The 15,238-nt window shown below is 42.0% G+C and carries 12 protein-coding genes; all 12 read left to right on the forward strand.

From position 1 onward, the window contains the following. Positions 1 to 5 precede the first annotated feature (5 nt). The 12 genes from AQPE_RS20770 (at position 6) to AQPE_RS20825 (ending at position 15,230) form a co-directional block, all read left to right on the forward strand. Positions 6 to 761 (forward strand): creatininase family protein, encoded by a 756-nt coding sequence (locus AQPE_RS20770; RefSeq protein ID WP_318348400.1) that lies wholly within the window; start codon positions 6 to 8, stop codon positions 759 to 761. Positions 762 to 784: 23 nt separating this feature from the next. Continuing rightward, complete coding sequence (locus AQPE_RS20775; protein ID WP_318348401.1) at positions 785 to 3,901, forward strand: DUF5107 domain-containing protein; 3,117 nt, start codon at positions 785 to 787, stop codon at positions 3,899 to 3,901. Between the two features lie 141 nt (positions 3,902 to 4,042). Next, the gene (locus tag AQPE_RS20780; protein ID WP_318348402.1) at positions 4,043 to 6,223 is read left to right on the forward strand and encodes a family 20 glycosylhydrolase; all 2,181 of its coding nucleotides are present in this window, start codon (positions 4,043 to 4,045) and stop codon (positions 6,221 to 6,223) included. Between the two features lie 94 nt (positions 6,224 to 6,317). Next, positions 6,318 to 7,208: a sugar phosphate isomerase family gene (locus AQPE_RS20785; protein WP_318348403.1), complete on the forward strand. Its 891-nt coding sequence runs from the start codon at positions 6,318 to 6,320 to the stop codon at positions 7,206 to 7,208. Next, positions 7,205 to 8,296 (forward strand): carbohydrate kinase family protein, encoded by a 1,092-nt coding sequence (locus tag AQPE_RS20790; RefSeq protein ID WP_318348404.1) that lies wholly within the window; start codon positions 7,205 to 7,207, stop codon positions 8,294 to 8,296. Before AQPE_RS20785 ends, AQPE_RS20790 begins: the two co-directional genes overlap by 4 nt. A 185-nt stretch (positions 8,297 to 8,481) precedes the next feature. Continuing rightward, complete coding sequence (locus tag AQPE_RS20795) at positions 8,482 to 8,793, forward strand: hypothetical protein (RefSeq protein ID WP_318348405.1); 312 nt, start codon at positions 8,482 to 8,484, stop codon at positions 8,791 to 8,793. A gap of 28 nt (positions 8,794 to 8,821) precedes the next feature. Further along, the gene (locus AQPE_RS20800) at positions 8,822 to 9,649 is read left to right on the forward strand and encodes a hypothetical protein (RefSeq protein WP_318348406.1); all 828 of its coding nucleotides are present in this window, start codon (positions 8,822 to 8,824) and stop codon (positions 9,647 to 9,649) included. Positions 9,650 to 9,783: 134 nt separating this feature from the next. Continuing rightward, the gene (locus AQPE_RS20805; RefSeq protein ID WP_318348407.1) at positions 9,784 to 10,836 is read left to right on the forward strand and encodes an aldo/keto reductase; all 1,053 of its coding nucleotides are present in this window, start codon (positions 9,784 to 9,786) and stop codon (positions 10,834 to 10,836) included. A gap of 60 nt (positions 10,837 to 10,896) precedes the next feature. Then, positions 10,897 to 12,279: a hypothetical protein gene (locus AQPE_RS20810; protein WP_318348408.1), complete on the forward strand. Its 1,383-nt coding sequence runs from the start codon at positions 10,897 to 10,899 to the stop codon at positions 12,277 to 12,279. Further along, positions 12,276 to 13,094, forward strand: a complete 819-nt coding sequence (locus tag AQPE_RS20815) for a sugar phosphate isomerase/epimerase family protein (RefSeq protein WP_318348409.1) — start codon at positions 12,276 to 12,278, stop codon at positions 13,092 to 13,094. Before AQPE_RS20810 ends, AQPE_RS20815 begins: the two co-directional genes overlap by 4 nt. 44 nt (positions 13,095 to 13,138) lie before the next feature. Then, positions 13,139 to 13,960: an SGNH/GDSL hydrolase family protein gene (locus AQPE_RS20820; RefSeq protein WP_318348410.1), complete on the forward strand. Its 822-nt coding sequence runs from the start codon at positions 13,139 to 13,141 to the stop codon at positions 13,958 to 13,960. Between the two features lie 124 nt (positions 13,961 to 14,084). Beyond that, the gene (locus tag AQPE_RS20825) at positions 14,085 to 15,230 is read left to right on the forward strand and encodes a Gfo/Idh/MocA family protein (RefSeq protein WP_318348411.1); all 1,146 of its coding nucleotides are present in this window, start codon (positions 14,085 to 14,087) and stop codon (positions 15,228 to 15,230) included. Positions 15,231 to 15,238 lie beyond the last annotated feature (8 nt).

The following is a 15,238-nucleotide window of genomic DNA, read 5'->3' on the forward strand; positions in this document are numbered from 1 at the left end:
CGATCATGGATCAGCCTGAAAAACAAAAGGTACTTTATTCAGAATTAACTCCGGGTGAATTTAAAATTCGATTGGCTGCAGCCCCGATTGCATACCTTCCGCTGGGAACGCTTGAATGGCACGGCGAACACATGCCGCTGGGTGCTGATGGTATTCAACCTTTTGAGTTCTTTCAGGAACTGGCAGCCGAAGTTGGTGGAATTGTTTTGCCCGCTTTGTTTTTGGGTCCCGACAAGTATGAAGAAATTGACGGCGTATATTATTATGGCAAAGATCTTGGAAACCATCCGGATTTGGCCGAACAACAATACGACCGCCAAATTCTGACCGGAAGTGCATACTGGATTCCTGATGTGTTATACATTGCTTTGATCGGGAACCTGTTAAAGCAACTTCAGCGACAGGGGTTCAAGATTCTCGTAGCGCATGGTCACGGTCCTTCAACACGTCAGGTAATCAAATACACAGCGAAATGGGAGGCTGAGTTCGGTATCCAAATATTTCATCTTTGGGGTTCCGAAAATGACGATTGGAATGGATTTATGTCCGATCACGGTGCCATGCTCGAAACTTCGGTAGTCATGAAATACCGGCCTGATCTGGTGCATATGGAAAACCTCACCGATGATCCGGAAGTCTGGCCTGTTGGAATCAGAGGTTATGATCCACGCATTTACGCCAGCGCTGAAAGAGGTGAAGAAATTGTAAAAATTCAGAAGGATCGGATTGTGAGCAAATTAAAAACTGCATTAAACCAATAAACACAATTACTTAAATATCAAACATGAAAAAACTAACACTCATTTTATCCCTATTCATATTCGTACAGGTGCTTTTTGCTCAAAACAAAGCAACCATTACCGAAGAAAGCAGAGAGATGATCACTTATCCGTACAGCGATCCAAATCCAATACCAATCCTGACCGGCAAAGGATTTAAGGTCTATCCTTATTTTACTTTTGATGGATATACCCTGACCCCACAAAAGCAAATGTGGAAAGTTATCAAACTCGAAAATCAGTATATCGAAGTCTATATTTTGCCTGAAATTGGCGGTAAAATCTGGGGAGCAATCGAGAAATCTACCGGCAAGGAATTTATCTACAACAATGATGTCGTGAAGTTCCGGAATATTTCTATGAGAGGCCCATGGACTTCCGGAGGAATAGAATTTAATCTGGGATTAATTGGTCATTCGCCGGCAACTGCAAGTCCGGTTGATTATCTGACGAGGGAAAATGCTGATGGAAGCGTGAGTTGCATTGTCGGCAATATGGATTTGCCTTCGCGCACACAATGGAGGGTTGAAGTTCGACTTCCAAAAGACAAAGCATATTTTGAAACCATTCCATTATGGAACAATCCAACGCCGTTATCGCAATCGTATTATTGCTTTATGACTGGGGCTGCGGCAGTTTCAGATGATCTGGAATTTTTCTACCCTGGAAACCAGGAGCTTGAACACAGTGGACAGGTAAAATCTTATCCAGAACAGGATGGACACAATAAATCAATTTATAAGAACAATGCCTACGATTCGCATACCTCCATTCATGTTGTCGGTGATTATAATGATTATATGGGCGGATATTACCATAAATCGGAATTCGGTTTTGGTCATTGGGCTTTATACAACGATATGCCAGGTCGAAAAAACTGGCTTTGGGCATTGTCGCGCGAAGGTGAAATATGGAAAGACCTGCTAACAGACAAACATGGTCAATACATGGAATTTCAGGCCGGACGAACCTTTAACCAGTATTCACAAGGCTCATTTCGAAGTCCGATCAAGGAAATGCCTTTTAATCCGGGAGTCACTGATCAATGGAAGGAAATCTGGTTTCCGGTAAAAGATATTGGCGGCTTAAAAGAAGTTTCGCCAATGGGAGTGTTGAATGTGAAACATGCAAACGGAAAACTTGAAATTGGAATTAATGCCCTGGCATTTGTTCAGGCAAAATTGGTTGTTAAATCGAATGGCAAAGAAATTTATTCCGGGGATAAAAGTTTCAAACCAATGGATGTATTTAAAACTTCTATTGTGTTGGATGAAAATGCTCCTTATCAAGTCACGGTTGAAGGAATGGATCTGGTTCATAATTCGATCAACAAAAACCTGATCAAACGTCCATTTGCAACCACAATACCTGCCGATCCTTCCAGTGCTTCCGGTTTATTTCAGGATGGAATACAGTTTAAAGAAAACCGAGATTATGTTCCAGCCAAAAAAAGTTTATTAAAATGCATGAAGACAGATCCGTTATATATTGATGCGATGGCTGCTTTGACCGAAATTTATTACCGGAGCAATCAGCTTGATTCAGCCTTGTACTATGCCAACCGGGCATTACAGCTTGACGCTTATCATCCGGCTGCCAATTATTACGCCGGAATAACTTATCGCGCGCAAGGCGATTTGATTGATGCGCTTGAGTCGCTCGGATGGGCAGCCCGATCAATGGAATTTCGTTCGGCAGCATATTCCCTGATGGCTGGCATCGAACTTCAATTGAACAATCTGGATTTGGCCGAGCATTATGCAAACCAATCGTTAGACTTTAACCGCTTCAACTTTAATGCATTTAAAGTTTTGGTTATTGTTTACAGGCAACAGGGAAATCCTGATTTAGCAGACAAAATGACTGAAAATATCCTGGCTTTAGATCCGCTGAATCATTTTGCCGGTTCTGAACATTATCTATTACATCCTTCTTCCGAAAATTTATCCTCGTTTAAGTCAGCCATCAGGAACGAATTGCCCTATCAGACTTATCTGGAGCTGGCAATCGATTATTATAATTTTGGACAGAAAGCAGATGCGATTCAGGTTCTTGATAATGCGCCTGTTCAACCCCTGGTTTTGCTTTGGAAAGCTTTCCTGAAGGGCGATCCATCTTTGTTAACTGATATAGCGAAGGAGTCTCCAGCCTTTGTATTTCCATATCGGACCGAAACTGTTTCAGCTTTAAACTGGGCAATTGGCAATAATGACAATTGGAAATTTAAATATTATCTGGGCCTGAATTTATGGGGAATTCAGCGGGAAGACGATGCCCGAAAATTATTCGCGGCCTGCAAACAGGAACCTGATTTCCCAACTTTCTATTTGACGAGAGCAGATCTCGAAAAACAAACCGATCCAAAGCAGGAACTTAACGATCTGAAAACAGCTCATCAGCTTGCACCGAATGACTGGCGTGCATCGATCCAGTTAATAGAAGCCTACATTTCAAGAGAAGATTATATAACAGCATGGCCACTTTCAACCGAAGCGACAAAAAATTTTCCTGAAAATTACAATCTGGCCTTGCAATTAGCCAGAGTCCAGTTAGGTAACAATCAATATGAAGCCTGTCTGAAAACACTCGAAAAAACCCACATTCTTCCATTTGAAGGATCCACTCAGGGGAAATACGTTTACGAACAGGCATACATGCTGTTAGCAATCGACTTGATGAATAAAAGGAAATTTAAGGAAGCGCTGGTAAAACTTGAAAAATCGAAAGCATGGCCCGAAAATCTGGGAGTAGGTGCACCATATGAACCGGATAACCGGATGCAGGATTACCTTGAAGCAATTTGTCAGGATAAATTAGGCAGAGCCAGTGATGCAGTAGAGCTGAGATCCTCTGTTCTGAACTATACCAAAACACATTACAACGATTCAGCGAACTCGTTTAATAACCTGTTTGCACTTTTGATTTTTAAACAGCGGGGTGAAACAGAGTCGGCCAATGCTTTGATTAAGAGAATAAAAGAGTCTGATAGATATACAAACCCAGTACAGCAATGGATTGTCGCTTATTTTATGAACGATACGGCAACCTGCCAAAATCTTGAAATGAATTTTTTGAAAAACAATTACTATACAATACTAACGAATGCCATAAATCAGAAATAGAAACGAGCCATGAGAGATAATCTCACCCAGACGAATGATTATCGATGGCGAGTTCCATGTGGCAATTAAAAAACAAATTATAAACACATGAAAATAGGGTAATTATTTTACTTAAATACTTATCTAATAAGACCTAAAACTATGCTTATAAATATTCGAATTACTTTGGTATTTTGTTTGGTCGTCTTCTTCCAGATGGGAATGATACGAGCTTCCGAAAAACTTCCGGTTCCGTTTAAAATCCTGCCACAACCTCAAAATATTGAATTGCTGAAAGGTACTGGACTTGAATCTGGTAAATTGCAGAACCTCATTTTAAAGGGAGGACTTAAGCCGCCAGTAATGGGCGAAATTCTTTCTCATCTTACCATTGGGAAATCAGCTGAAAAAGGTTCACTTTCTCTTGTGCTCGATACGGCTTTCTCTGCATTTCCATCTGAAGAAGGATATGTTTTGACTATTACCGGCGGGAAGGCGGAGATTATTTCAAGAGGGGAGGCTGGTTTATTTTATGGTTGTCAGTCGCTCGAACAACTTCTTGAAGATGCCAGGGATTTCCAAAAGCCAGTTCCATCCTGCAAAATAACTGATTTTCCAGCGCTCTCATACCGTGCTGTACATTTTGATGTTAAGCATCACCTCGATCACATGAATTATTATTATGAAAGCATCGACAGGTTGGCCCGATATAAAATAAATGCTGTGGTATTTGAGTTCGAAGATAAACTCAGATATCAACGTCAACCGTTAGTCGGTGCTCCTCAGTCGATCAGCATTGATGAAATGGCTGCACTAACGCGATATGCCAGAGAAAGACACATCGAAATTACACCACTTGTTCAGGGCCTGGGACATGCGACCTTTATTCTTAAACATCAGGAATATGAAGGTCTGCGTGAATTATCGTGGAACACCTGGGCATTTTGTCCGCTACATGAAGGCACATATCAGGTTCTGTTCGATCTTTACAGAGATGCTATCGAAGCAACGCCGGGTTCAAAATACCTGCATATCGGTGGCGATGAGATTGGAAATATCGGCTTGTGTCCCCGTTGCAAACCGATGGCCGATAAAGAAGGTATGCTGAGTCTGAGTCTTTACTGGCTGAAAAGAGTGTGCGAATTTGCAAAAGAAAATAACCGAATCCCCATATTTTGGGATGATATGCCTTTAAAACATGGAGGAGTATATGAAAGTACATATAGCGATGAGGTGACTAAATCTGAAGCTGACAAAGCCTGGGAGAAAGGTATTCCAAAACTCGATGCTCTGCTTTCAGATTTTCCTAAGAATTGTGTTTATATGCGCTGGAATTATTCAATAGCCATGCAACCGGGAAATATTCATGCACTCGACTGGTACAAAAGCCGCGGACTAAAAGCCATGATTGCCACGGCAACGAATCCTGGAGGAGGAATGATGTTTGCTGCGGATGAACGGGATAAAGGTTCGGCCTCTGCGGGTATTATAACCATCAAAAGCTTTATACAACTGGCGGCAGAAAGAAAAATCGATGGAGCACTTTGTACAGCATGGGATGATGCTTCGCCCCACATGGAGAATTATTGGCGCGGGTTCATTGCGTCAGCGGAATATTGCTGGTTTCCTGAAGGACGAACACTGGAAGAATATGATAATGCATGGCTTCAAAGAGAGTTTGGAGTAACAATGACTGATTATGTTGGTTTTAACAGACAGTTATACACTGGTTCAGATTTATGGTACGAAGCATTTTTCAGGAATGGTAATCTTTTAAGTGATGAGAATGTGTTGCAAAGTATGATGCGAGTTGAACATTGGCTCCCTGTATTAGAGGGGCAGGAAAAAAAGCAATTTGATTATACCACTAAATTGATTGAATTGCCAGATCCGAAATCGCCAGGTTCCTGGAGCATAAAGTACAAGGACCGACTCGACCGGTCTCTTATTGAAATGAATAATTATAAGGCATTATCAACCAGGTTGGTTGAACTGTATAATTCATCAAAAAGGAAAAGATATTACTGGGAATTGTCAATGGCCTTGTATGATTTTCAAATGACATCACCAAGGTTGTTACTTGCACTTAATCGGTGTGATACTGCTGATAAAGTTAAACGTAATGAAGGAATTGAAAAGGTTCATCTGGCCATGGAGGATTTTAACCGGGTCTGGGAAAAGCTAAAGCAGGTATATGGAAAAACACGTTTTATTTCTTATCCGACCAATTATATCCCCGACAGGTATTTTCATCTTGCAAGCCAGCGTGAGGATTTAAGCTGGATGATTCAGCCAGAAGAGATGTATCATGCGATGATTGAAAAATGGCTGCAAAACCAATAAATTGATCTTGTAAAAATCCATTATTGAGTTTGATACTCTATGGATTACAAATAACAGACATTCTGTAATTACAAAGAACAATTAATATTATAAGATGAATAAAAAAAAATTATACCACTGGTGTAGCATTCCGGTCAATGAGTTGGAGAATCACCCAAAGCTTAAAACGCCCTTCCGTATGGTTAAGGATTCGTCCGAAATGGGGGAAGTAATGGCGCGCGATTTTGTGGAAGAAATTAAGCAGGCCAATCATGATGGGCGTTCAATTAGAGCAATTGTTCCCTGCGGTCCGAAATGCTGGTACGCTCCGTTTGCCCGGATGGTCAACCATGAGAAAGTTTCATTAAAAAGCCTCACCGTTTTTCATATGGACGAATGTCTTGACTGGCAAGGAGAGCTTTTGGCAAGGAACGACCCGTATAATTTCCGGACATTCATGGAAACCTATTTTTATGGCAACATTCTGCCAGAGTTTTCAGTACCTGTGCCACAGCGTTTCTTTCCTGAGCTGCGGTTGATTGACCTGATTAAAGGAAGGATTGCTGAGGCACCAATTGATATTACTCTAGGAGGATGGGGACAGGATGGACATATTGCTTACAACCAGGCCCGACGTCACCCATTTAGCAAAATCTCTATTGAAGATTTACGAAATTCCGGATTAAGGATACAGGAGAATAACCTGGATACAATTATCGCCCTTGGGCAACGCTCGTTTGGTGCAGCTTACCAGTTTGTTCCGCCCATGTCAATCACCCTTGGAATAAAAGAATGTTTATCGGCAAAAAAAATACGTTTATACAGCGATACAGGCAGTTGGAAACAAACAGCCTTACGGATAGGACTTTTCTCTGAAGTTACTGCTGAATATCCAATTACACTTCTTCAGAATCATCCGGATGCGCTGATAACTGCAACAATCGAAACTGCTTCGCATCCAATTTCAGAGCACCCGGAATGGGAATTTAAAGGCATCAACGTATGAGAACACTTAAGTCTGTAAACGCCCGGTGTTACAACCATATTGTGGGAACCGGCGGTATTGGTTCGGGCATCTTCTTTTCGCTCGAAGGTGGCCACACTCTTGGGCGCAACGAGAGCCGGATGGGAAAGCTTGAACCTTTCGGGGATTTCTGCAAACAGCACATCATCATGCACTACATAGCGGTATTGCTGGGTGCAGGCAAAACAGGCTCATTTCATTCTTTTCCTATTGGTAAAATTGGGAACGACGATATTGGCTACCGTTTACGCCTGATGATGGAAAAAGCAGGAATGGATACCAGTCATGTTACGGTCAGCAATAATGCCGCCACGCTTTTCAGCGTATGTTTTCAATATCCCGATCATTCAGGTGGAAACATCACAAGCGCGAACAGCGCCAGTAATTTGGCTCAATCTTCCGATATTGATGCCTATTTTGAAAATTATCAAATGGTCGGTAAAGAAGGCATTGTTCTGGCCGCGCCTGAAGTACCGGTAGCAACCCGAATCCGTCTGCTGGAACAAGGCAGAAAACACAAAATGTTGACTGTAGCATCAGTGCTCTCTACTGAAGTTGAAGAGTTTGAGCGATTGAAAGGCTTTGAGCTTACAAGTCTTTTGGCGGTTAATATCGATGAAGCCCAATGTATTGGTGAGATAGAAGGAGACCAGCCAGATACCGATATTATTGTTCAGGCTTGCACCTCCCGATTACAAAAAGCAAATCCTGAAATGCAAGTGCTGATAACTGATGGTTCACGAGGTAGTTATTGCTATTACAAGGGCCAAACTGAGTTTACGCCCTCCCTACAAACAACTGTTGTTTCAACCGCAGGGGCAGGCGATGCTTTTCTTTCAGGAACCATTACCGGCCTTTGTTGTGGTTTGCCGCTAACCAAAGGTTTTAGTTCCGGAGACCTGAAAGAATTCCCACTGCAAACAGCTGTTGAACTGGGAACAATACTGGCTTCTTTTTCAGTCACCTCGGCTGATACGATACACGAGGGAGCTAATGCGGCATCACTTGGCAATTATATCCGACAGTCAGATCTGTCGATGTCTGAGACGTTTGAAAAAATATTTACGTAAATAAAAATATATGAGTATCCGTTAATATGCCTAAAGTCATTAAAAAGTCATTCAATTGTCATTTAGTAGTCATTAAGTTGCTTTGAAACGACAATTGACAACAGAATGACTATGAATGACAATAATTGACTGCTGCAAAAGGCAAAATAGGTCTATAAACGGACAATCAATTAAAAATAAATATCATGAGCTATAAATTACGATTTGTACAAAAGTTTGAACTGGGCAGATCTCCCGAGTTCCTGGCTATTGAGAAGCAATTTGCCCTGTTTGAAGAGCAATATCCGGAGTTTCCGAAAGGCAAACGTTACCTGCCGCTAACAGGTATGCATCCATCCAATACCCTGATCTGGGAAAGTGATTTTGATTCCCTGGACGAACTTCACAAGGCACATCAATTTCTGATGGAAGATAACCGTCACGAAGAATTATTCCGAAAACAAGCTGAGTATATGCTTGATGCCTATACTGAAATTTACCGCCCGTATGATTCCTAAAAAAACAATAACCTTAAAATTATAAGTGATGAAAATATATCCAATACAAGAGATTATTCCTGAAAAAAACATCGTTGTGTTTTCTCCTCATTTCGACGATGTTCTGTTTATGCTTGGAGGTTACATCCTTGAACTTAAAAAGGCAGGCTTGCTTGACACAAAACATTTTCACGTCAACTTGTTGTTTTCAAGGAGCAACTACCAGGCAGGCTCTGGTTCAGCCAATTTTGATACAAGCCTGCAACGTATAAAACTGGCAACCGGCAACCGGATTATTGAAGATCAGGATTGCCTCAACGAGATGCTTGGAGCTTTTAATTACATCTACCAGATTATCGGAGAAGGGGAGTGTCTTACACGGGGTAAAGCTATGGCTGACAGTGAAATGGAATTTCCTCATGGCATGTATGAGGACTTTTCGCCGGACGATGAACTGATTTTTGAACGGATGAAGCAACGGGTAGGTAAATGGGCAGTGCAGGAAAATACAGCACTGATTTTTCCTATGGCCATCAAAGAACACATTGATCATTTTATTACCCGCGAAGCCGGACTGGTAGTAGCCAAAGAATTGGGAAATACAGCTAAAGCCAAATTTTACTTTCAGGAAGACAAACCATACGGGGGCATAGCAACTGTGGAAGAATTAGGCCGGATTGAAGATTTTATTCATGATAACCAACTGGAAAGCCGTCTGTATGCTTATGATCCACAATCAATAATAGATTTGGCATTTAAACATTACATCAGTCAGGTCGAAGAGGTTTATAAAGCAGGTATTCTGGGTCGCGCTGAATTCTTGAAAGAAAAAATGCAGGATAGCAATTATCTTGATCGGATATGTGTGTGGAAGTAAAATTTGTACAAAAAGTTAAACACTCTAATAAATTAGAAAATGAAAGATACGCTTCAACATACTATACCGAATCACATTGCGTGCTTTAGAGCAAACTTTAGATTATAATCATTTTGCTTTAAACTCTTACCATTATGAACGACAATTATTCACGCCGGAAATTTATCAAAGGAACTGTTGGTACCAGTCTTCTTGTTGCAGGCGCCGGTTTGTTGCCATCCTGTTCCATATTCAGGATGTCAGAAAAAGATTCGAGTTCGATTTACGATGCTAAAGGATTGCCAACAGTCATGTTTGGCAAAACTGGTGTGCCGGTGCCTCGAATTGTTTGTGGTTTAGGTTCACGTTTTTGTCATCTTGATAGTGAAGAAGAGGCTCAGCGGTTGTTGAACTATACCTTAGACCATGGCCTTTACTATTGGGACACAGCATGGGCTTATGATAATACAATTGGCTTGCCTCCCGGTAAAATCAAAAGTTCACGATTAGTCACCAGTGAAGTACGTTTGGGACCTGTCGTGAAAACCCGTCGGAATGAAATTTTCCTTTCAACCAAAGTGACAAGTCGCGATCCGAATGAGGCCATGCAACAGATCGAGACCAGTCTGAAACGATTGCAAACCGATCATTTGGATCAATTGATGATCCACGATGTACAATCGTTAGCCGACGTGGACAAACTCAGCGAAAAAGGTAATCTTATTGATATTTTGCACTACTTAAAGGAGCAGGGATTAACCCGGTTTATCGGCTTCTCTGGACATACTGAATCAGCAGCCATGAAAGAAATGGCCGATCGGGGTGATTTCGATACCATGCTCATTGCCATGAATCACTGGAATGCAGTAAACAACCCTCAAAAACGATTTGAGATGGCTGTTCCTGCAGCAAAAGCCAAAGGTATGGGCGTGATTATGATGAAGGTAGTTCGTCCCAGAGAAACCATTACTACCCTGAAGACTAATGATTTAATTAAATATGCGCTATCTTTGAAAGGGCCTGATGTGATTGTGCTGGGCCTCGATAGCATTGATGTGGTGAAATCGAATATCGAAATCCTGAAAAATTTTAAACCGATGGACGAAGCGAAAATGCAGGAAATGGCCCAGCAGCTAACTCCATTCTTCAACCACGAGAACTTACCCTGGATGCAACCGGGGTATTGCGATGGCAACTACCTGGCGTAAATTTTTACTTGAAATCTCCGTATTTGACTTTTAGTCTTACCCGAAGTAAACCAATATATAATGATGAGAATTAACAAATCACTAAAACCGGCTGACCTTACCAGCAAACTACAACGATTCTGGCAGCTTTCTGATCAAAAAATTCATCTAATTGAAAATCAGTATGATGAATCAAAAGGCTCTCCGGTGTATACCGTTGATGGAAAATATTCCACACGTGGATGGACAGAATGGACTCAAGGCTTTCAATATGGTTCGGCCATACTTCAGTTTGATGCAACAGGAGATTTCAAAATGTTAGAAACTGCCAGGCGAAAAGTACTGGAGAGAATGGCACCTCATATTAGCCATACCGGAGTTCACGATCATGGCTTTAATAACGTCAGCACATACGGAAATTTGTTGCGACTTATGCTTGAAGGCAAATTACCGTTTAACGAATGGGAGAAAAATTTCTACGAGCTGGCTTTAAAAATTTCAGGCGCTATGCAGGCTTCACGATGGACTGCTATCAAATCAGGCGGCTACATTCATTCTTTCAATGGCGCACATTCCTTATTTGTTGATACCATCCGTTCGTGCCGATCATTGGTAATCAGCCATCTGCTTGGCCATGTTTTTCAGGGCGAGGGCGACATAAAGATTAATTTACTTGAGCGAGCTATTCAACACATTCAGGCAACGGCCAGCTATTCAGTATTTTATGGCGAAGGGCGCGATAGTTTTGATGTTTGGGGTCGAACTGCTCACGAGAGTATTTTCAATGTCAAAGACGGGAATTTCCGCTGCCCAAATTCGCAGCAGGGTTATTCGGGTTTTACAACCTGGACAAGAGGACTGGCATGGGCCATGTGTGGTTTTACCGAACAACTTGAATTGTTGGATTTTATCAGCAAAAATGAACTAACTGCCTTTGGAGGAAAAGAAGCTCTTTCCTCAATGATGCTGAAAGCTGCCAAAGCAACCTGCGATTTTTACATCGAAAATACACCAACCGACGGAATTCCATACTGGGACACCGGAGCGCCAAATCTTTACAAAATGGGCGACTATCTGAACAAACCGGCAAATCCATTCAACGACTTTGAACCTGTTGACAGTTCTGCAGCGGCAATTGGTGTGCAAGGTTTGCTTCGGTTGGGAAAATATCTTATCGGAAAGGGTGAAACTGAAGCTGGAACAAAATACTTTCAGGCGGGACTTACCGTGTTGAATACCTTGCTGGACGAGCCATATTTAAGTACCGGCGAAAATCATCAGGGGCTTTTGCTGCACTCCATTTATCATCGGCCTAATGGTTGGGATTTTATTCCGAAAGGCAGTAAAATTCCAAACGGCGAATCGAGCATGTGGGGCGATTATCATATTCGTGAAGCCTGCCTGTACCTTCAGCGTATCATCAATAACGAAAACTATTACACTTATTTCAACTGCCTACGATGAACGAACTTTCAAAACTTTGCATCCATACCATTACCACAAAGCCCTGGAGCATAGAAGAAGCTGCCCGGAATTATTCTGCCAGTGGTGTAAAGGGAATTACCGTTTGGCGCAATGCACTTGCCGGAAGAAACATCAGGCAGACCAGTCAAATGCTTCGTGAACACGACCTGTCGATCGTTTCGTTGTGTCGTGGTGGGTTTTTTCCGAATTCGGATCCGGCAAAACGTAACCTTGCCCTGGACGATAACCGGAAGGCAATCGAAGAAGCTACTGAATTGGGAACAAAGCTGATCGTAATGGTTTGCGGGGCCGATCCTTCGCAATCACTCGAAGATTCACGGAAACAAATCCAGGATGGAATTGCCGCTCTTATTCCGGAAGCTTCAGCCGCCGGGATAAAATTGGCGATTGAGCCGCTGCATCCGATGTACGCCGATTCCCGATCGGCCATTAATACCCTGGCACAAGCCAATGACATGACTGAAGCCTTGAATTCACCTTGGGTTGGGGTTGCAGTAGATGTTTACCATTTGTGGTGGGACCCGAATCTTGAAAATGAAATTGCGCGTTGCGGAAAAAATAACGCATTGCTGGCCTTTCATGTTTGCGACTGGAAAACACCGACAACCGATTTTCTAAACGACCGTGGCTTGATGGGCGAAGGCTGTATTCCCATCCGGAAAATCCGGTCATGGGTCGAATCGGCTGGTTTCAATGGATTTAATGAGGTGGAAATATTTTCAACTGAATACTGGAAGGAAGATCAGTCGGAGTTTCTGCAAAAAATAATTAAAGCATATAAGCAATTCGTTTAAAAGAAATGATCGAATTTTTATAAATATTATAAACAAACTTTACCATGAAAAAAATATTTTTATTCCTTGCTATTCTGATGATTACCAGTTCGTTTTCGACGAATCAAAAAGTGTGGGTCGCAATCGGCGATTCAATAACTTATCTGAATGATCATGCAAAAGAAACTGGAAATCGTGTTACAAAAGGTTACATGACGCTTGTTGTAGAGAAATTACATGGCATAAAATATATCAATCAGGGACACAATGGATGGACTGCGGGTGATATTGCCAAAGAAATCGAAAGTTTGGGATTGAGCAAAGCGGATGTTTATTCCGTGTTTCTCGGTACAAATGACTGGTGGTTCGGTCGCCCCGTTGGAACGATAGATAATTATAAAAACAACGCTGGGAATGAAACGTTTTTTGGTTCTTACCGCATCATCATCAATAAATTGCGAAGCCTGAGCAAAAATGCCCGCATCATCCTGGTGGCTCCAATGCAACGGGTCAACTTTGTTTCTTCTAACGATAAAAAGAACAATGCCTGGGGCTCTTACAAAGACAAGAACGGACAATCGCTTGAACAATTTGCTAATGCAATAGTAAGTATTGCGCAGTTGGAAAAGCTGGAAGTGATTGATCTCTATCACAACAAGCAGTTAAAGATTGAAAACCTGGTTCATTTCGAGCGGCTGAAAAATCCTGAAACCGGACAATACAAAGACTATAAATATCCTGATTTTGCCAATATTCCTTTCAACCCTGAAACAGATGAATATCCTTATCCTGCTGAAGCAATCAATCTCACTTACGATGGATTGCATCCTTCAGACAAAGGGAACGAAATCATCGCCAATATTTTTATTGAAAAGCTAAAAAAATAGAACATAAACATTTTGAATGAGATCAATTTTATTCTATGAAACGAGCATGTTCATTACAAAAACAAACACGGATCAATATTCACATGCGAATTCCATCCGACCTTAAAAAACAAATTATATTCGGATGAAACAACACACAGTAGGAATAATTATGAATGGCGTAACAGGTCGTATGGGAACCAACCAGCACCTGCTTCGCTCTATCGCTGAAATCATAAAACAGGGCGGAGTGAAAATCGGCCCCGGCGAAACCATTATGCCCGATCCGATTCTGATCGGTCGCGATATCAATAAGCTGAATAAGCTTTGCGAACTTACCGGAATCACCAAAATGAGCACCGATTTGGATGAAGTACTGAAAAATCCTGACTATTCAATCTATTTTGACGCGCAAACCACCGGGCGACGGGCTGATGCTGTTCGTAAGGCGGTAAAAGCCGGAAAGCATATTTATTGTGAAAAGCCCATTGCAGTAAGTACCGAAGTTGCTTTGGAGTTGTACGAAATCTGCACCAAAGCAGGACTTAAAAATGGTGTTGTTCAGGATAAGCTTTGGCTTCCCGGAATTGTCAAGCTCAAACGGCTAATTCAGCAAGGATTTTTTGGAGAAATACTTTCGGTTAGGGGAGAATTTGGATATTGGGTTTTCGAAGGTGATTCGATCCCGGCGCAACGTCCTTCTTGGAATTACCGCAAGGAAGACGATGGTGGAATTATTGTCGATATGCTTTGCCACTGGCGGTATTTACTCGATAATGTTTTCGGAAAAGTAAAGGCGGTTTCGTGCCTGGGTGCCACGCATATCAAAAACAGGGTTGACGAAAACGGAAAAGCATACAAATGTACCGCTGACGATTCGGCCTATGCGACTTTTGAACTGGAAAACGGCGTGATTGCTCACTTTAATTCATCGTGGACAGTGCGGGTGCGGCGCGATGATTTGCTGACTCTTCAGGTGGATGGAACAAAAGGATCGGCCGTTGCCGGACTTCGTGAATGTTACATTCAGCATTATGGCAATACGCCCAAACCGGTGTGGAATCCGGATATGGCGCAGCCGATTAACTTCTTCGATGGCTGGTCAAAAGTTCCGGAGCAGGAAACTTATGAGAATGCTTTCAAAGTTCAGTGGGAATTATTCCTTAAACATGTAGTGAAAGATGAACCTTTTCCCTGGACACTTCTGGAAGGAGTAAAAGGCGTTCAACTGGCCGAAAAAGGATTGGAGAGCTGGGCAAAAAGATGTTGGGTTGATGTTCCTGAAATCTAAATAAAATG

The organism is Aquipluma nitroreducens (assembly GCF_009689585.1).
Lineage (GTDB): Bacteria > Bacteroidota > Bacteroidia > Bacteroidales > Prolixibacteraceae > Aquipluma > Aquipluma nitroreducens.

Bases quoted from the DNA above. Each gene is read 5' to 3' on its own strand.
- AQPE_RS20770 (WP_318348400.1), top strand. From the start codon at position 6: ATGGATCAGCCTGAAAAACAAAAGGTACTTTATTCAGAATTAACTCCG.
- AQPE_RS20775 (WP_318348401.1), top strand. From the start codon at position 785: ATGAAAAAACTAACACTCATTTTATCCCTATTCATATTCGTACAGGTG.
- AQPE_RS20780 (WP_318348402.1), top strand. From the start codon at position 4,043: ATGCTTATAAATATTCGAATTACTTTGGTATTTTGTTTGGTCGTCTTC.
- AQPE_RS20785 (WP_318348403.1), top strand. From the start codon at position 6,318: ATGAATAAAAAAAAATTATACCACTGGTGTAGCATTCCGGTCAATGAG.
- AQPE_RS20790 (WP_318348404.1), top strand. From the start codon at position 7,205: ATGAGAACACTTAAGTCTGTAAACGCCCGGTGTTACAACCATATTGTG.
- AQPE_RS20795 (WP_318348405.1), top strand. From the start codon at position 8,482: ATGAGCTATAAATTACGATTTGTACAAAAGTTTGAACTGGGCAGATCT.
- AQPE_RS20800 (WP_318348406.1), top strand. From the start codon at position 8,822: ATGAAAATATATCCAATACAAGAGATTATTCCTGAAAAAAACATCGTT.
- AQPE_RS20805 (WP_318348407.1), top strand. From the start codon at position 9,784: ATGAACGACAATTATTCACGCCGGAAATTTATCAAAGGAACTGTTGGT.
- AQPE_RS20810 (WP_318348408.1), top strand. From the start codon at position 10,897: ATGATGAGAATTAACAAATCACTAAAACCGGCTGACCTTACCAGCAAA.
- AQPE_RS20815 (WP_318348409.1), top strand. From the start codon at position 12,276: ATGAACGAACTTTCAAAACTTTGCATCCATACCATTACCACAAAGCCC.
- AQPE_RS20820 (WP_318348410.1), top strand. From the start codon at position 13,139: ATGAAAAAAATATTTTTATTCCTTGCTATTCTGATGATTACCAGTTCG.
- AQPE_RS20825 (WP_318348411.1), top strand. From the start codon at position 14,085: ATGAAACAACACACAGTAGGAATAATTATGAATGGCGTAACAGGTCGT.